The 17,069-nt window shown below is 46.4% G+C and carries 17 protein-coding genes; 3 read left to right on the top strand and 14 right to left on the bottom strand.

Annotated elements, in window-relative coordinates; translation table 11 throughout:
- Positions 1-372 precede the first annotated feature (372 nt).
- On the bottom strand, positions 373-1,455 hold the full coding sequence (locus tag ABXR35_RS05795) for a lactonase family protein (RefSeq protein ID WP_367056710.1): 1,083 nt from the start codon (positions 1,453-1,455) through the stop codon (positions 373-375).
- Between the two features lie 268 nt (positions 1,456-1,723).
- Between ABXR35_RS05795 and ABXR35_RS05790 the strand changes: the two genes are divergently transcribed.
- Positions 1,724-2,407 (top strand): S-layer homology domain-containing protein, encoded by a 684-nt coding sequence (locus tag ABXR35_RS05790; RefSeq protein WP_367056707.1) that lies wholly within the window; start codon positions 1,724-1,726, stop codon positions 2,405-2,407.
- Between the two features lie 227 nt (positions 2,408-2,634).
- Here the strand turns inward: ABXR35_RS05790 and ABXR35_RS05785 are convergent, their stop codons facing one another.
- From ABXR35_RS05785 to ABXR35_RS05725, 13 genes are all read right to left on the bottom strand, one after another.
- On the bottom strand, positions 2,635-3,189 hold the full coding sequence (locus ABXR35_RS05785) for a GNAT family N-acetyltransferase (protein WP_367056704.1): 555 nt from the start codon (positions 3,187-3,189) through the stop codon (positions 2,635-2,637).
- A 78-nt stretch (positions 3,190-3,267) separates the two neighbouring features.
- Positions 3,268-3,981, bottom strand: coding sequence for a GntR family transcriptional regulator (locus tag ABXR35_RS05780; RefSeq protein WP_367056701.1), 714 nt, complete (start codon positions 3,979-3,981; stop codon positions 3,268-3,270).
- 108 nt (positions 3,982-4,089) lie between these two features.
- A complete protein-coding gene (locus ABXR35_RS05775) occupies positions 4,090-5,397 on the bottom strand; it encodes a CehA/McbA family metallohydrolase (RefSeq protein ID WP_367056698.1) in 1,308 nt (435 codons plus the stop codon).
- 2 nt (positions 5,398-5,399) lie between these two features.
- Complete coding sequence (locus ABXR35_RS05770; protein WP_367056695.1) at positions 5,400-5,849, bottom strand: hypothetical protein; 450 nt, start codon at positions 5,847-5,849, stop codon at positions 5,400-5,402.
- A gap of 18 nt (positions 5,850-5,867) precedes the next feature.
- Positions 5,868-7,355: a hypothetical protein gene (locus ABXR35_RS05765; protein WP_367056692.1), complete on the bottom strand. Its 1,488-nt coding sequence runs from the start codon at positions 7,353-7,355 to the stop codon at positions 5,868-5,870.
- 41 nt (positions 7,356-7,396) lie between these two features.
- Positions 7,397-8,242, bottom strand: coding sequence for an ABC transporter permease (locus ABXR35_RS05760; RefSeq protein WP_367056689.1), 846 nt, complete (start codon positions 8,240-8,242; stop codon positions 7,397-7,399).
- Between the two features lie 3 nt (positions 8,243-8,245).
- Entirely contained in the window at positions 8,246-9,391 is a 1,146-nt protein-coding gene (locus tag ABXR35_RS05755; protein ID WP_367056686.1) for an extracellular solute-binding protein, read from the bottom strand.
- A gap of 53 nt (positions 9,392-9,444) precedes the next feature.
- Entirely contained in the window at positions 9,445-10,536 is a 1,092-nt protein-coding gene (locus tag ABXR35_RS05750) for an ABC transporter ATP-binding protein (RefSeq protein WP_367056683.1), read from the bottom strand.
- Between the two features lie 112 nt (positions 10,537-10,648).
- Positions 10,649-11,473, bottom strand: coding sequence for an ABC transporter permease (locus tag ABXR35_RS05745; protein ID WP_367056680.1), 825 nt, complete (start codon positions 11,471-11,473; stop codon positions 10,649-10,651).
- A gap of 511 nt (positions 11,474-11,984) precedes the next feature.
- Positions 11,985-12,428, bottom strand: coding sequence for a MarR family transcriptional regulator (locus ABXR35_RS05740; RefSeq protein ID WP_367056677.1), 444 nt, complete (start codon positions 12,426-12,428; stop codon positions 11,985-11,987).
- A gap of 248 nt (positions 12,429-12,676) precedes the next feature.
- Complete coding sequence (locus ABXR35_RS05735; RefSeq protein ID WP_367056676.1) at positions 12,677-13,381, bottom strand: SDR family NAD(P)-dependent oxidoreductase; 705 nt, start codon at positions 13,379-13,381, stop codon at positions 12,677-12,679.
- A gap of 193 nt (positions 13,382-13,574) precedes the next feature.
- Positions 13,575-14,261, bottom strand: coding sequence for an HAD family hydrolase (locus tag ABXR35_RS05730; protein WP_367056675.1), 687 nt, complete (start codon positions 14,259-14,261; stop codon positions 13,575-13,577).
- 145 nt (positions 14,262-14,406) lie between these two features.
- Positions 14,407-14,922: a DUF3939 domain-containing protein gene (locus ABXR35_RS05725; RefSeq protein WP_367056673.1), complete on the bottom strand. Its 516-nt coding sequence runs from the start codon at positions 14,920-14,922 to the stop codon at positions 14,407-14,409.
- A 370-nt stretch (positions 14,923-15,292) separates the two neighbouring features.
- Between ABXR35_RS05725 and ABXR35_RS05720 the strand changes: the two genes are divergently transcribed.
- Entirely contained in the window at positions 15,293-16,270 is a 978-nt protein-coding gene (locus tag ABXR35_RS05720; protein WP_367061211.1) for a YpdA family putative bacillithiol disulfide reductase, read from the top strand.
- Between the two features lie 38 nt (positions 16,271-16,308).
- Complete coding sequence (locus ABXR35_RS05715; RefSeq protein WP_436669323.1) at positions 16,309-16,761, top strand: DUF441 domain-containing protein; 453 nt, start codon at positions 16,309-16,311, stop codon at positions 16,759-16,761.
- Positions 16,762-17,069: the final 308 nt, after the last annotated feature.

The raw sequence follows: 17,069 nt of genomic DNA, 5'->3' as shown, positions 1-17,069 counted from the left end.
TTACTGTTCTTTTACCTCTACAATCGGAAATGAAACAGGAAGGTAACATTTACATCTCATCAAACAAAAACCGCCTTGCTTCACTAGCATACACAGAACCATAATGATCGGTAATCTATCTACAGATTCATGGCTGCTATACATGCTGGTTGGCAAGGCGATTTTATCATGTATTGTACAAATCTAGCACTACATTACATTGTATACTGCATTGTGTTTGGATGAGGTAGCGATCTGGTTCTCATGTGCGAACATGTTGAACCTACAACCATCTATTCATCCTCTGCATGCTTGTTTATCATACAGTTGCGTTCTTGAATACGAGCATAGGTTACCGTTTTATCACAAGCATGTGATGACTTGGGCAATCGCTTAGAAATAAGCGCCCCATACGCATACCGGTTTGGACACTTCTACACTTTTGCCAGTATAGGTCAGCTTGCCGCTCTCACTATCGATGGCAAATACAACGATGTTGTTGCCATCGCGGTTAGCGACAAGCGCGTATTTACCACCTGGCAGCAGGGAGAAGTGACGTGGATGACCACCTTCGGTCGATACATGCTGCACCAGTGTCAGTTCGCCAGTCTCGCCGTTCACTGCATACTGTACGATGCTGTCATGACCACGGTTGGAGCCATACAGATAACGTCCATCCTCAGAAATAGCAATCTCTGCACAACCGTTAGCGCCATCATAATCAGCAGGCAATGTTGGAATCGTCTGGATTTCGTTCAATACACCCGCTTCATAGCGATACGAGGTGACTGTCGAATTCAGCTCGTTGATCACAAATGCAAATGTACCATTTGGATGGAATACGAGGTGACGTGGACCTGCGCCCGGTGTAGCCGCTACATCGACTGTGAATTTCAGCTCGTTGGATTCTGGTTTTACTTCGTAAGTACGTACGCGATCTAGACCCAGATCCTGTACGATCAGATATTTGCCAGATGGATCGAAAAAGGTAGAGTGTGGATGCGGACGATCCTGATTTTGCGGATCGACGCTGTGCCCTTCATGCTGATGCACGTCCAGCAGTTCCCCTACACTTCCATCTTCTTTTAGCGAAATTAGACCGACCATACCACCGTGGTAGCTGACCATCGTCAGATAGCGGTTGTCGTCGGAACGTTGGATATGGCATGGTGGACCGTCAATTGTTCTCACACGGTTCAGCAGCTCTAGTTTACCTGTAGCTTCGTCGATCGCAAATGCAGCTGCTTCGCCGCCTTTGCCTTTAGCACCCGTTTCGGATACTGTTTCACCGAGTGTATACAGACGCTTGGACGCTGCATCTACATTCAGGAAGGTCGGATTCTGAATACCGGAAAAGGAATCGGTTGCTGTCAGTTCACCAGTTTGTTCATTAAATTCATACGCATACACGCCAGGATCGGCAGCTTCTGCATAAGAGCCCGCAAATACGAGCAAACGTTGAGATGGATTAGCCATAGTGTTCTCCTCCAATAAGTTACCTATTTTTGTTCTACCAACTCCGTGATGGCTGTTATCGCAGATGAATGATTGATCTGCATGACAGCACGTACTTTTGCGAAACACCCTAATATATAACTTAACCGTTGTGACCAAAAAAATCAAAAAATTCCTCTTCTCTGTTTCCATATATACAGGAATTGGAATTTCAATTACACTAAAATCACTACAATCGCTAATCGCATAACGTCTTCAGATCTATAACGATCAGAATGGAGTGAGTGTGATGTGTATTCGTAAATGGATAATCGGACTCACCGGTGCGCTGCTGATTGCCGCGCCGGGCAATGCTCTTGCTTTTGACGATCTGGACCAGACCAACGGCAGAGAGGAGATACAATACTTGAAAACCCATGACATCATTGCCGGAATTACCGGAAATGAATTTCAACCGGACGCACCATTGACTAACGCACAAGGAATTGCCTTTTTGGTGAAAGGGCTACATTTGAATATCGACCATCTACGGTTTATCAAAGCTCCCAAAGCGAGCGATTATTTTACCGACATGGACGATCATGCGTGGTATAGCACCGATATGATGATTGCTCAGTTGAACGGATTGGAACTCGCACAAAATATCAATACTGATGCAACAATGAGTCGGGTGCAGTTTGCATCGCTGCTGTGGCAAGGTGTTGAGCAGCTTGACCCAGATATTCATGAATCTGGCGGCGCAACAGGTGCTTTACAGGACAACTCTGTAAAGATCACAGATGCTGGCTCACTGAATGATTATCAGCGGGATGTGCTGTCGCAGATAATTGACAGCGATATTGCCCAAGTAGATGCAGAAGGGAACTTCCGCCCAGATGTTCCGATTACGCGTGCGGAGGCAGCGGTTATGCTGTACAACGCGTTGGAGCTGACTGGTAAGATTGAGCATGATCCTGCGGACGAAAAGAATTGAATTGCTTTTCCACATGTAAGGGAAAGGGCAAACGGTTGTTGCCCTGTTTAATCAAGGATCATTTAGGTAAAGCGATCGCCAATGACTTTACAGACTGAATATAGCCAAACACACCAATAGCCATCCTCAGACAAGCCCAATAGGTGCTGTCCAAGGATGGCTATTAATATAAGACGCGCATATTATAATCAGTTATACATAGTCTATCGCTTACTTCAGGCTACTACTTACCGATTCATAGACTCTTCTGCGGTTATCGCATACAGGATATGATCTTCCCATTTGCCGTTAATACATAAGTAGCGTTCTGCTAGCCCCTCGCGACGAAATCCCACTTTTTCCAGCACACGCTGGGATGGCTTGTTCCAAGGCATCACGCCTGCCTGCAGACGATGCAAACCCGCTTCGCGAAACGCATATTCCTTTACCCAATCTAGAGCAGCTGTAGCATATCCCTGTCCATGCTGCTGGCGATCAACAAAGTAGCCGACAGACGCATTTTGAAAAGGTCCTCTCGCCACACCGCTCAACTCGATACGCCCAATCAACTGTCCAGTATGCGATTGAAATATGCCAAACACATACCCTGTTCCTTCCAAAAAGCTTTGCTCCCCTTGTTGAAGCATTGCCTGCTGTGTCTCTAGCGTCCAATACGAATCAGCGCGCACCGGTTCATACTTTTGCATATACTCCCGATTGTCTAATCGCAAACGGAGTAGTGCCTCTGCATGCTCCTCTCGTAAGGGCTGCATATAGATAGCCGTAGTTTCGATATTCATCATCTAGCCCTCCTTGTGCTTGTTATGTCATCCCTATATTATGTACGAAATTGTCTCTTCCGTATATCTTCTTGTACAAATTCAGCGCATACGCCGAATCCAAAACGTGAAAATATCACTGCGTACATAATCAAGGGAATACAGCACACGGCGATTCATTTCATCATAATGTGTCTGTTTCATCAGCAGCACGGTCGCTTCAGGATGCACAGCAAGCTTGCGACAATGCGGATCGTTGGACGCAGGAACAATGATTTGCGAATCTGCACTCACAATATGAATGCCTGCCTCACGCTCCAAATGCTGAAACAGCGAACCTTGGAAATATTGCTCGTGGAATGTATTGCCTGCCAGCTCCACCGGAATATAGTTGATCGAATGAGCAACCGGTTCCTGATTCGCCATTCGGCTTCGTTCTAGCACGATCACACGCTCGTGCTCTTCCAATTCCAGATGGAATGCCACCTCGGTCGGCGCATCCATTCTGCGAATATATTGTAAGCGTTGCTCCTCAATCAGCCCTGCTGATCGAATCATATCTCCAATGCTGTATAGCCGATCAAGGGAGCTTGGGATCTTCTGCAACGAGCGGGTAATGTAGGTGCCGCTCCCATGTTTGACGAACAGCTTGCCTTCTTCTTTTAATAGTCGAATCGCTCCACGTACGGTAGTGCGACAAACATGGAACTGACCTGCCAGCTCGGATTCGGAAGGAAGGCGATCGCCTGCATCCATCTCCTCCTGCTGAATCCAGCGTTCAATCTGTGATTTGATATAGTGCTGTTTGACCGACATGAAATCGACGTCATCCTTTCCATTTCTATCCAATAATGAGATCGTTGTGCTGATAGTGCATAAGCGCAGCAACGTATTTTGTAATATATAAGGACGTTTGGTAAAAATCTAATCGATATAGATGGCATTGGTAAACGCCAGCATTCCAGAAACACCGCCAAAATAGCCATATAACTCTGCGCGCAGCCAGCGCATCGGCTTGTTCACTTCTACATTCCATTCCTGCCATAGCTGCTCCGAATCCAGCTTCGTCTCAGCAAGTATCCCCTTATCACTCATAACAACAACGCGGAGCTGCTGTGCAGTCAGCTCGTAATGAGAGCGACGAGTGCTTCGATCCAGTTGCATATAAAGATCCAGCCGTTCGTTAGGACAATCAATCGTATCTCCCATACGATAGATTCGCTGTTCGTCAGATGAGATTTCCGGTAACGATGATAACGATGAGCCAACAGATACGTCGCTATCCAAGTTCTTCACAGCGGACAGAGATTGTTGTCTATCCGTATCCTGTCTAGGCACAACAGCATATAGATCCAGCATCGGTCCCATCGTAACGGACAATCTACCGGAGCGAATAGCATCAATATATTGGCGATCATCCTGTAGCTGGGCGAATGTTCGCTGAGCAGCAACATGCCAATCATGAATTTTATTCCGATCATTCGATAGATGAGAAGGATTCATTTCTGTCTGCTCATGAGATCCGTTCTGCTCATAAGCTCCATTGTGCTGGTAAGCTCCGTTCTGCATATCAGCACCATTCTGATTTCCAACTATATTTGTATATTCTGCCATGTGTATGTCTTGTACTTCCACAGCAGGCTCCAATCCGATATACGTAATCGCCGCAGGTGCATCCTCCGGCAATGTACGATGCCAGTCTCGTCCGCTCGTCGCTGCCAGACGATGCCCTTCATTTAATAGGGAAGTCCATAATGCAAATGCACGCTGACTATCCTGCTTCACAAATGGCATCAATGTGGACCATACCTCTATATAATCAATCTGGCTCCAATCGTGAACAGGATACTCCCAGTAGCAACCAGTGCAAATCGGACTGCCGATCCGAAACGGATGCACAATACCGGCAATCCCTCCTGCCTGATGAACCTGAGCAATACCTTTTTCAATATCTCGTTGACCAACCGCTCTCCAATCCACATATTGCTGAAGCCCAAGTGTTACCATATGTCCGTAAAACGTTGTCCACTCCATGCCAGCGATCACGCGCACTCCGGTACTTGTCTCCACTCTATTCCGATCCATAAAACCAGATTGCGTATTATGATCGGTCAAGGCAATCACATCAATGCCTGCTTGTTTAGCCGACTGTGCCAGTTCTTCCAATGACTGCGAGCCATCGCTGTGAAATGTATGGGTATGCAGCTCCGCAGGTATCCAGCGTAATGTCATCCTCATTCCCCTTCTGCAATGCAAAGTGTGTAATGACATTGCGGCGTAACCACCGCATGTAAACTAATGGTGATGCTCCACAATCCTGCGGGGTTAAGACCACACCAAAACCCCGGCGATGCTTCATGCTCAGTCAATAGATGCTGCTGCACAGGGTCCATACGATGCGCTTGTCCCCGATGACGTTCCGGGTCATCCAAGGAAAGGGTCAAGAGATTTTGCAAAGGGGCATATTTACGCCAAGCGGTTGGCTGTTGCGGTTCATACCCATATTGCTGCATGGCGCGGTTAATCAGCAGCTCTGCCGCCTGTTCGTCCTGTAGATGCTTCGGTTCGTAGCGGAACTGAATGTGCAACTTTTCCACCGGTTCCTGTACCATAAAGCGATATGTGATATGGCTTTGGGCGCTTGTAGGATGTACTGTGCCGGAAGCTTCATATAGTATATTCATGTCAGGCACTCCTTTCTGCTACTCATCTGTTGAGTCCGGCTCACATGTCCACACCAGAGCAGTCGGTTCAGCTGTCGTGACGATCACCGATTGCTCTACTGTAATACCTGCAACAGGTCGATATTGCTCATCCAGCGTATACGCGTACATCTTCCCAATACTGACCTCATCCAGACCACCGGGCAGCAGCACCACACGAATTGCTTCAATATCACTTATGTTCAAATGAATATCGGTTTTGATTGTTGTCGCAAAACCCGGATAAGGACCTTCATATGCCGCACGAAAATCGCCCATACGCAGATCAAAATAGCTGGATGACAGCCACTCCTGATCTCCTTTTAATCGAAGCTGATAATCGATGCACGTCTGACGCAGCAGCGAGATATTTTCGCCAGTGACGGCATCCATCGGCACTTCCATCTCTTGGCTGCCCACTACCGTATCTGTGTACTGCTTCCATCCATGTATAAACAAATAATGCCGCTGATCCGCCAGCTTCCAGGAATGGCGATCTACAGGCTGCTCAAGCTCATACTGCCGATTCATTTCCCAATTGCTCACCTGATGGATAAATGGGTAGCGCACCATCACATGTTCCCGTGGCTGAACTTCACGATCCCAGCGTACAAGCGGCGGCAGCATATAGCGATAGTCGGATATCGGCTCATCGGTAAAATTACCATTGGCGGTCGCCGCTTGGAGTACGGGATGACCGCCACAATCGTGCTTACCGGCAAATGCAGTTTCCACATGATGCGGTCCTTGATACGTATGACGAAGTACGTGTCCATCACAGTCCAATTCCAATCGCTGCACCCATTCGATGTCGGTCGTGCGTCCCCATTTGCTCATCAATAGACCGGACGGCGTACCTTCATCCTCATGACTGAATACGAGATGATATTCAATCAGCGTTCGTTCCTGCCGCTGTTCCAGCGAATACATCAGCATCAGGGGAGTATCGGTAAACGTACTCTCGTACGGATGCGTAAGCCGACGTCCGTACAGAATAGGCGTATGCCGGTAAACGGTCGCCAATGGCTGATCATCACCAATATGATATACACCGGCTCGTCTGATTACCGCGCGGGTTGCTCCCGCAGGCGTCATCTCGCGCTGAAACTTCAATGTGACGACATGATCTCCGGCAGGCAAGTAGCCAAGCAGCCGAACATAATCCAAATCTCGCTCTCCGTAAAAGAGGATCACATCCTGCTGATCATTCCCATCCAAATCAAGCCTTACGACAACCGATTCGCGCCCCTTCTCCTGCCAATCACTGTCAGCTGCCGCCTCCAGTGCAATGACCGCAAACCCAGCCTGTTCCAGCCGAAATCGCAAACGCAAACACTGCTTGTCATCCACGACAGCATCCACAACGATCCGTCCATCCTCCAGACTATCTGGCTCGCCCGTAACGGAGTATACCTGTAGTTCGCCATCTTGCACCCTTAGATTTTCCCCATCATTCTGAGTTGTTATCGATTCGTTATGTCGATCCATATGCCGCTCACTCCTTGTATGACCTTAGCCCACTACATGGCTTATGCCTGCTTATCCATGTCTTGTCCCATCGTACGGATATAAAAGTAACCCATTACTGAGCACAGCAAGAACATAAATACTGCCATCGCGCTTGCTGTATGTGTTTCCTGATAGTTGGAAAACACCTGCTGCATCGCTACACCCAGCACCTGTGGTGAGTTGGCGCCAATCAGAAACGGAGCGGTAAAGCTACCAATAATGCCCATAAAAATAAACGTCAGCGCCACCCACATCGTCTTATAGGATAGGGGCAAAATAAAACAGAAAAACAATTGTAGACTACTTGCCCCTGCATCTCGCGCACTTTCCACCACTGTATTCGGCACAGCAGCGAGCGCGGAGCTAAGCAGCATCGTCGCAAACGGAATATTAAACCACAGATTGGCAAGTAGCAGACCGCTATAGCTATATATAATTTTTGGAAATTGATCGATGCCAACTAGCAGCAGTAGTCTTGCCATCCAGCCATGATTACCATATAGCGTAATTAATCCATAGGTAGCAATAACGCCCGGCACGAACATGGGGATAAAATACAACCGATTGATCCAGCGCGCCATCCAGCCTTTGCCAAAGCGTAAATACACCGCAAGTGCATAGCTAACGAGCAGTGCAATAACTGTCGATACCAACGTAACATGGAGCGTATACACAATATTGGTGCGCATCGCCGGTTCGGTAAACATACGGATATAGTTACCTAATCCAAATTCGCCACTGATCTGATCAATCAAGCTTTCCTTTACCGCATACAGAATAGGCAATATGACAACAACGAACAGTATGAGAAAGGAAGGGATAACTAGGGCAAGCCCCAGCATCCCTCTCTTGATTGATGGACTCATCGGTTATTGTCCCGCCACTTCGCTCTGCCAGCGTTTGTTGATTTCCTGCTGTAGCTCGCCGCTATTGAACTGACGGTAGCCACCGGATACACTAGCAAACTTGCTTTGCAGCTCTTTCGGCATCAGATTCCATTGAATGCCGGGATACCCATACATTTTATTGACTACAATCGTCTGTGCTTCTGGTGTCAGCACATAGTTCAACAGCTTCTCAGCTGCTTCTTTTTTGGTGGACATTTCGGGCATCATCAGGTAGGACGGACCACCGGTGAACGGAGGATCGATCTGTGCCAGCTTCACAGTAGACGGCAGCAGTTGCTTGTTCAGCTGCTCCAATGCCATATCGGACCAAGCCGGAATCATATCCACCTCGCCACTTGCCAGCAGATCCAGTGTGCCCTGATTTTTCTTCGGATAGACGCCATTTTGGTACATAGATGGACCGAGTTCTTTTAGCAGATTGAAGCCTTGATCCCATTGTTGCATCATAGACGGATCACTGCTGTTCATTGCATCCGCAGGAAGGAAATTGTAAATTGCCGTATTCACAAACGAGCTACCAGCGCCACCCGTAGCCGGATCATTATAAGCAAATCGACCCGGATGCTGACGAATCCAGTTGTACAATTCATCCGCCGTTTTCGGTGGTGTGCTCACACGGGAACTATCGTAGGCAAGTACAACCGAAGAGGCGCGATACGGAACCGCCAGATCATTCGCCTGCTTCAGTGCGTTGTTATCCACATTGGACAGATTCGGTACAGCTGAGTTATCCAGCTTCGCCCAAATGCCTTGGCTGTTGCCACGAGTAATATCGTCCAAACTACCTTCATACAGATCGACATCAACACTTTGCTGTCCACTCTGCTTGGCTGCTAGCAAACGATCAACCGCAGACTGACCGCCTGTACCGGATGGCAAATAGACTAGCTTGACCTTGATCGTCGGGTTGGCTTTTTCAAATTCTGGAATGAGCGTCTCCCATAGTTCTTTCACGTTCAGCGATCCACCAGTATACAGCGAAATCTCAGTTGTGCCGCTACTATTTGCACTTGCTGCCTCTGAACCCGATTTACCGCTGCAACCTGCCAGCAGAGCGATACTGAGCACGATCAATAACAGGGAACTCCATTTGGTTTTTGTGAACACGTTGTTTCCTCCTCGAATATTGAGAAATGACCATTCTTATAAAAGCGGCATGCTCATACGGAAGCAGCTTCGGATACCCCTGCCCGATGACTAACCAATATGCCCTGTTGTTCTCCTACAAACGCAATCCATTTACGAAAACCCAACTTGATCGTGTGTCCGTTTTGCAAATGAATCGCATGCTCGCGGGGAACGAACATTTTCACGACCCATTCCTCGCACATAATGGATACTTCAGCATAATGCCCTAACACCATCACCTGACGAATGGTACCGGAAAGACCGTTCAAATCATCGGTCAAATATACATCCTCTGGTCTGACCGCAATGGTGCATGGTCCGGGCAATACCGATTGACCTGCCTGCGGCTCAAGCTCCAGTGACTGCAAGCGGATATGTGTACCATCGCTAACGGCAGGAATCAGATTGATGCGCCCGATAAAGCTAGCGACAAACAACGATTGCGGACGATCATAAATATCCTGCGGCGTGGACAATTGCTCAATCTGTCCGGCGTGCATTACCACGATGCGATCTGAGATTGACAATGCCTCCTCCTGATCATGAGTAACAAACACCATTGTCATGCCCGTACGCATTTGAATGTCGCGCAGCTCCTCCCGCATCTCCATCCGAAGCTTAGCATCCAATGCAGAAAAAGGTTCATCCAGCAGCAATACATCCGGCTCCAGCAGTAATGCACGTGCGAGCGCTACCCGCTGCTGCTGTCCACCAGACAGCTCTGCCGGATATTTGCGCGCAGCTGGCGCGAGCTGCACCAATTCCAGCGCATCGGTTACCTTACGCTGAATCTCTGCCTTTTTATACTTGCGAATATGTAGACCAAATGCGAGATTGTCATACACCGTCATATGTGGCCACAGATTATAACTTTGGAATACCATGGCAGTCGGTCTTTTTTCGGGTGGTAGCTTTAATACGCTTTGACCGCGAATCAGAATATCGCCGCTGTCCGGTTCCAAAAATCCGCCGATGGAGCGCAGCACTGTCGTCTTGCCACAGCCAGATGGTCCAAGCAACGTAACCATCTCGCCCGGCTGCACATCCAGCGTTATATCGCTAACGCCATCGCCAGTTTTGAATCGTTTGCTGAGTTGCCGAATCGATAATTGTGGTTGTGTCATTGCCGTTCCTCCTGTTCCCTCTCGTCTTGCATTCATCACGAACCTATACAGCCCAGTATGAATAGCTACAGCTCAGCTTGACCTGTATTCATATCTGCTACGGATCAGCATCTTACTTCACCTGAAAACCACCTGCCAGCACATCTGCACTGACAAATCGGCGTGCTGCAAGCAGCAAGAGGATGGTCGGCAGCGTCAAAATAACAGAGAATACCGCCCCCGTCGTGCTTGGATAATCCGCAATGATCGAATACATAATAATCGGCATTGTCTTATAATCCGGTATACCAACAAGCAATGTACCCTGCGCCTCATCAAGCGATGCCAAAAAAGTAAAAATCGATGCGACCATAATGCCCGGAAATGCCATCGGCAATGTGATTTTCCAAAATACACGCAACGGTCCAGCACCGGCATCTCGTGCCGATTCCTCCTGTGCCCGATGCACACTACGAAAGGACGACGCTGGAATCCATGTCATATACATTAACGTGTTCACCATATGGATCAGCACAATACCGACAAACGTATTCATCAGTCCAAATTTGTAAAACAGCACCGCAATCGATACATACAGCCCCATTTTCGGAAAAGCGTGCGTCAATAAGAACGAAAACAAAAACCAACGACTCAACGGAAAAGCGATACGCGCAAACGCATATGCAGCCGGAATACAGACGATAATCGAGCAAATCGTCACGACCACTGCAATCAGAAACGAGAGCGAGATCGATTCCAGCACATCGTCCTGAGACAGTACAAATTGCCACCATTCCAGCGACCAGCTCTGCGGCAGCGCAGCTGGATATTGCCACTTGCCCGACACTGCCAGCAACAGCAAATTCAGCAGCGGTCCTAAAAAAAACACAACAAACACAATCAATACAACAAATTCCAATACTTTTCTCGTACCAAGCGAACGCACATACCAGCCCATGACTCCATCCTTCCTACCCGGATTCCCTTCATTCAATCTCGTAAAGTTGTCTAGACGTCTCAACCTCTTGCATCTCCGAGTATAAAGATCGTTTATTAGCTCCACATGCACCGCAATTTATTTTTGTGTAAAGGAAATTTCTGTCTCTACTAATACATGCAATTAGCATGTACTAGTATAAAATCTCATCTGTATAACGCTTACATTGCACTTGGCATCGTACATTGAGATTAATAATAGCGTGATCTGGAAAGGTTTATGAATTGCCAAAATAGGGCTATACGTCTCCTGTGTTCGTTTGTGATGCAGCTAAAATGCTTTACGTCAGATTTACAATCGCTGATCGTTCTGTCATCTATTCCATCCGAAGGTATTGAAACAGGTGTACATGTCTACTTCTATATATAGGTCACTAGCTATATAAAATGAAAAATGACTGGACTCCCAATGTATGTTGGGAATACCAGTCATCGTTTAAAATGAGCTATTGCTAGCACATCAATGTTTGGGATTATTCGTTATCTCTTATCATTCGTGCAATATTTCCATCCAATTTCATTAATATGTTTTGAAATGTATCCAATTCTCTATCGCTAATCTGATGCAATAACTCATTCGCAAAATACTCTTTTTCCTTTTGCGATGCTTCAATCGATGCTTTGCCCAGATCGGTCAATTGCACCCAAATCATTCGGTTGTCACCGTTTTTTTTGCGGCGTACAACCAACTGTTGCTCCTCCAGCTGCTTGAGGTGTCTGGCAACTGCGGCCTTGTCCAGAGTTACCCGCTTTTGCAAATCACCCTGACTAATTTCGATCTCTTGGTATATTAACGCGAGTATTTCAAAACGAGATTGGCTAAGACTAATATAAGCATCAAATGTCGTATTAATAGCATTGTTTACACGGTACATCTGGTATAACAATTGGGATTTTTGTGACCAATCCTGACTCAAAACCATCACATCTTTCGTATGCATAATAGGTTATAAACAGCTTGCAATGTATTAGCCAATATACAACTTATACTATTTTTTTACAAGCATTCTGTAATATGACGATATACCATTATAACGAACATACATCTTCGTTTAGTCATTCTCATTTTGTTATTTCAAACTGGAAAACCCTCTTTCTAAGTAGAAAGAGGGGCTCGATCCATAGCGTCTAAAGGGATCTCTGTTCAGCGCTATAGAACGATTCATTATCCATATATTACTGAAGTGCCATCGTAATTAATAATCTGTCCATTATGATTTTGTCCGTCAGTCAGATAACTCACGATAAACTCAGCAGCTTCAACAGGTGTTTTGACAAAGTCACCTGTCATATTCCCATTCAAGTCAGTTGATACCGCACCTGGAAGTACAGCTAAAATCTGAACAGGAATATGATCATGCTCAAAGCTCATTCCCCAAGACTTGGTCATCACATTCAGCGGAGCTTTCGACGTTGCATAAGCAAAAGCATTAAAATGCGTCAGCGGCTCAATAGGAATGGTAATATTTTGAATGGTACCCTTGTTCTTAATCAATAAAGGAAGCAATCCCTTGGACAGAGCAAACGGTCCGATAAAGTTAACATCATACGTAGCTTTAAGTTCCTCTACATTAAATTCCCAGCCTAACTTATGCATATCACCCGGAATACCTGCATTGTTAATTAACAGAGATAGATCGCTATAGTTATCAATAATACTACTCACTGCAAGGTCAATACTTTGTAAATTAGCCACATCTAGCAATATAAGATGAGCATCTCCAAATGCTTTTAGCTCCCCTACTGCCTTCTCACCACGCTGCTGATCACGCGCCCCTACCAGAACGCGATATCCATCCTTCAATAAATACTTAGCAATCTCATACCCGATACCTTTGTTGCCACCAGTAACTAGAGCTGTCTTTGTCATCGTTATTCTCCTTTGTATACGGGCAATACGGAATGTAATACCTCATATATTGTTGATACATCAACGTTGATGTATCAACAATATATAATGAATTTGGATTTGTGGCAAGTGTTTTATTGAAATCTCCCTATCATCTTTATAAAAAGAAGAGTGTTCACCCTGTTTCAGATGAACACTCTAGTCTCATTTCCATCTAAAATTGCTTCCAAATCGCTTCCAACTCATCCAACTGTTCAATCCGCTTCCACGGCTCCAATCCCAGACGATCATCCCACTCAAAACTGCGCCGTAGGAAAATCCCTCGCATTCCCACCTGCGCCGCGCCCCAGATGTCATTCTCTGGATGATCGCCTACAAACACCGTCTCTTCTCCGCTCGTACCCAATCGTTCCAGTATCATCTCATAAATGCGCTTGTCGGGCTTATTGATCCCCGCTTCGCCTGAAGTCAAAATGACATCAAAGTACGATTCCAACCCTAGATGCTTCACCTTGCCAAACTGTACTTCGTACCGCCCATTGGTCAGCATCCCCAGCTTATATCCTTGTTCCCGACAAGCTTGAATCGCTTCCAGCGCATGATCCATCAGACGCGCTTCCTTCATATAATGCTCATTATAATACGCGAATAGTTCATCTGCGTCAGGCTTCTCTGACCACGGTAAACGCTCCACCAACTCCTCAAAAAATCCACGCTTATCCCGATACCCATCTGCATCGGCAATACGCATATATCCGATAATGTCGCGCACATGTTCATCATTTAGATGACCGAGATAATCGCGAATCAGTCGTTCGGAAAAGGCGCGAAAGGTATAATCTCGGTCCATTAATGTATTGTCCAGATCGAAAATCACTGCTTGAATTGGGATTTGTGTCATGGTAGTCTCCTGTCTTTGCAATTGCTATTGATTCATTCCAACGCTATAGCCTATTATACCGACTATAGCATCTATGGATAGACATCAAAAACCCGACTGCATCACAGCCGGGTTAAGGAATTCATCTGTATTCTCAGTTTAAGCCTTACAATAGCACATAACTTTTATCTCTCTGTGCTTTGCTCTCCGGTAAAATCGCAGGCTCACGATGTGTTACCATCATCTCCTGATCGGTAACAAACACGCGGAAGTCAGGAATTTCGTGCAGGTAGCGCTGCTGATACAGCTTGCGGCAATCCACCTCAAAGTGTGGCGAATCCTCGATCACTGGCATTTTCCCAGTTTCACTGGCATAATCGTCCACCGCCCATTGTACACGATCCAGATGATACGGAATATGGCGCTCCTGTTCTTCAAACAGCTCGAATGTCTCACGAGACAGATAAAACTTCTGATCACACTGTCCACCCAGATAACGATTCAATCTGGACAAGTCAATCGTTCCATCCTCCTGCATGAGTACCGTACGATTAATACCATCGCCCATATCACGTTCAAACTGCAAGACTGCACTGCGCAATTCGTCCATTGTTACATGAACCGATGGCATGCTGTTATTGGTCTTTTTGCTTCTGCCTTTCAAGCGTTCCAGTATAGACATCACAATCTCTCCTCCCTGAGAGTGGGTGTACAAGGGACATGACAGAAAACGTTTTCAGTTAAATGAAAAAGGAATAGTCCATTTCTACTTTCCTTACTATAACTATACCGCATTTTACAATAAATGATGCACGATTTTACAAATTCATGAGCGTTTATGACAAAATAGTTCTGTCCTACTAAAGCAACTCAGCGTAATCTCTAGCCCTATCGTATCATCTGGCATGAACATATTCCTTCTCTTCATGGCTCCCATTGTTTCATGTAACGCCACGTGTTAGAGTTCTGCCGTTTATCGTCAAATATGGTATGATAAAACGTAGCGTGTTTATAGACAGATTTTGAGGAAACGGAAGGAGAATGACCCTGTGATGCAAGATGTTATTATTGTTGGCGCCGGTCCATGCGGCTTATCCGCAGCGATTGAATGTGAGCGCCTCGGTTTGAAGACGTTATTGATTGAGAAATACAATGTGGTGCACTCGATTTTCTTATACCCGACCAATATGCAGTTTTTCAGTACAGCAGAATTACTGGAAATTGGAGATTTGCCATTTCCATCTCCTAACGAAAAACCGTTCCGACATGAAGCGCTGGCTTACTATCGCCGGGCTGCGGAGCATTACAAGCTGAATATTCAGCCATATACAGAAGCAACCGGTATTGAGCGCCATGACAATGGTACGTTCTCTCTGCATACGGTGAACCGTCAAGGGCAGCAACATACGTATGAAGCACGTAAAGTCATTATTTCCACTGGTTATTTTGACCATCCGAATTATCTAGGTATTCCGGGTGAAGATTTGGACAAAGTGACACATTATTTCCGCGAAGCGCATCCGTATACTGGTATGCGGGTAGCCATTATTGGGGGCAGTAACTCCGCAGTGGATGCGGCGCTAGAAATCGTACGCGTTGGTGCTAAAGTCGATATGGTGTATCGTGGCAATGATCTATCCGCCAATATCAAATCGTGGGTACGTCCAATCTTCGAAAGTCTAGTTATGAAGGGTAAAATCGCTCTTCATTTGAATGCACGTGTCACTGAAATTCATGATTCGGAAGTTCAACTAACGCATAATGATGGCAAAGTAGAAATGCTGCACAATGACTTTGTGCTGGCGATGACCGGCTTCCGCCCTGATCGCAAGCTTATTACCTCTATGGGTGTAACGATGAGCGACGATATGGACAAGCCTCGCTTTGACCCGGATACGATGGAAACCAATATCGAAGGCTTGTACGTAGCTGGTGTGATTGCTTCCGGTCGCAATGCTAACGAAGTATTTATCGAAACCGGACGCCGTCATGGTGCATTGATCGCCAAGCATATCGTTGCTAACTCCTAATGATGCCGGAACATCCTAATCGGAAAGGGTGAATACCTATGGGTGCTATCGACATGCCTGCTCTTGTCCTGCTAATCATGGCAGGGCTTGGAATTGTCGGTAAAAATACAACCGTCACCATCGCTATGCTGGTTCTGCTGCTGATTCGTGTACTCGGCTGGAATCAGGCTTTTCCTTGGCTCGAAAAGTATGGTCTGACGATTGGGATTACCATTTTGACGATTGGTGTCATGACGCCGCTTGCCAGCGGCAGAATCTCAATGGATGTGATTTTGCATTCGTTTCTAAGCTGGAAATCACTTGCCGCCGTCGGGATCGGTCTGTTCGTGGCGTATCTGGGCGGACGCGGGACGATACTGATGACCAACCAACCGACCGTTGTAGCAGGGCTGTTGATTGGTACGCTGCTTGGAGTCGCCTTTTTCAAAGGTGTACCAGTCGGTCCATTGATTGCAGCTGGCTTACTGTCACTGCTAATCGGTAGATCATAACTAACTGACGATGGATTGGTTGCGACATCATTCCTGTACCGATTCCTCCATGCTATCGGGCGAACAATGACGTGGCAGGAGAAGATGAATGTTATGCGATCCCTTCAATACACGATAGCTGTGCAGACGGTATTCTGTACAGCTATCTTTCGTTATTCTGGATGTATGCTCACTCCAGCAATAGCAGGCGCGGATAGGTATATGAAGTTGACGGTTATCGCCAACCGCAGGATATGGTATACTTCCCATATCAGCCTTTCCATGTAGGCTGACATTCAACTATGTATACACGTATGCATTTCCAGGAG

The sequence above is a fragment of the Paenibacillus sp. JQZ6Y-1 genome (genome assembly GCF_040719145.1).
In the GTDB taxonomy this organism is placed as follows: Bacteria; Bacillota; Bacilli; order Paenibacillales; family Paenibacillaceae; genus Saccharibacillus; species Saccharibacillus kandeliae.
The sequence above is the reverse complement of the archived record's forward strand: the minus strand, read 5'-3'. Positions and strand labels throughout refer to the sequence as shown.

What these genes read in the sequence shown, in the direction of transcription:
- ABXR35_RS05795 (WP_367056710.1), bottom strand. Translation starts at nt 1,455, where the DNA reads ATGGCTAATCCATCTCAACGTTTGCTCGTATTTGCGGGCTCTTATGCA.
- ABXR35_RS05790 (WP_367056707.1), top strand. Translation starts at nt 1,724, where the DNA reads ATGTGTATTCGTAAATGGATAATCGGACTCACCGGTGCGCTGCTGATT.
- ABXR35_RS05785 (WP_367056704.1), bottom strand. Translation starts at nt 3,189, where the DNA reads ATGATGAATATCGAAACTACGGCTATCTATATGCAGCCCTTACGAGAG.
- ABXR35_RS05780 (WP_367056701.1), bottom strand. Translation starts at nt 3,981, where the DNA reads ATGTCGGTCAAACAGCACTATATCAAATCACAGATTGAACGCTGGATT.
- ABXR35_RS05775 (WP_367056698.1), bottom strand. Translation starts at nt 5,397, where the DNA reads ATGACATTACGCTGGATACCTGCGGAGCTGCATACCCATACATTTCAC.
- ABXR35_RS05770 (WP_367056695.1), bottom strand. Translation starts at nt 5,849, where the DNA reads ATGAATATACTATATGAAGCTTCCGGCACAGTACATCCTACAAGCGCC.
- ABXR35_RS05765 (WP_367056692.1), bottom strand. Translation starts at nt 7,355, where the DNA reads ATGGATCGACATAACGAATCGATAACAACTCAGAATGATGGGGAAAAT.
- ABXR35_RS05760 (WP_367056689.1), bottom strand. Translation starts at nt 8,242, where the DNA reads ATGAGTCCATCAATCAAGAGAGGGATGCTGGGGCTTGCCCTAGTTATC.
- ABXR35_RS05750 (WP_367056683.1), bottom strand. Translation starts at nt 10,536, where the DNA reads ATGACACAACCACAATTATCGATTCGGCAACTCAGCAAACGATTCAAA.
- ABXR35_RS05745 (WP_367056680.1), bottom strand. Translation starts at nt 11,473, where the DNA reads ATGGGCTGGTATGTGCGTTCGCTTGGTACGAGAAAAGTATTGGAATTT.
- ABXR35_RS05735 (WP_367056676.1), bottom strand. Translation starts at nt 13,381, where the DNA reads ATGACAAAGACAGCTCTAGTTACTGGTGGCAACAAAGGTATCGGGTAT.
- ABXR35_RS05730 (WP_367056675.1), bottom strand. Translation starts at nt 14,261, where the DNA reads ATGACACAAATCCCAATTCAAGCAGTGATTTTCGATCTGGACAATACA.
- ABXR35_RS05725 (WP_367056673.1), bottom strand. Translation starts at nt 14,922, where the DNA reads ATGTCTATACTGGAACGCTTGAAAGGCAGAAGCAAAAAGACCAATAAC.
- ABXR35_RS05720 (WP_367061211.1), top strand. Translation starts at nt 15,293, where the DNA reads ATGCAAGATGTTATTATTGTTGGCGCCGGTCCATGCGGCTTATCCGCA.
- ABXR35_RS05715 (WP_436669323.1), top strand. Translation starts at nt 16,309, where the DNA reads ATGGGTGCTATCGACATGCCTGCTCTTGTCCTGCTAATCATGGCAGGG.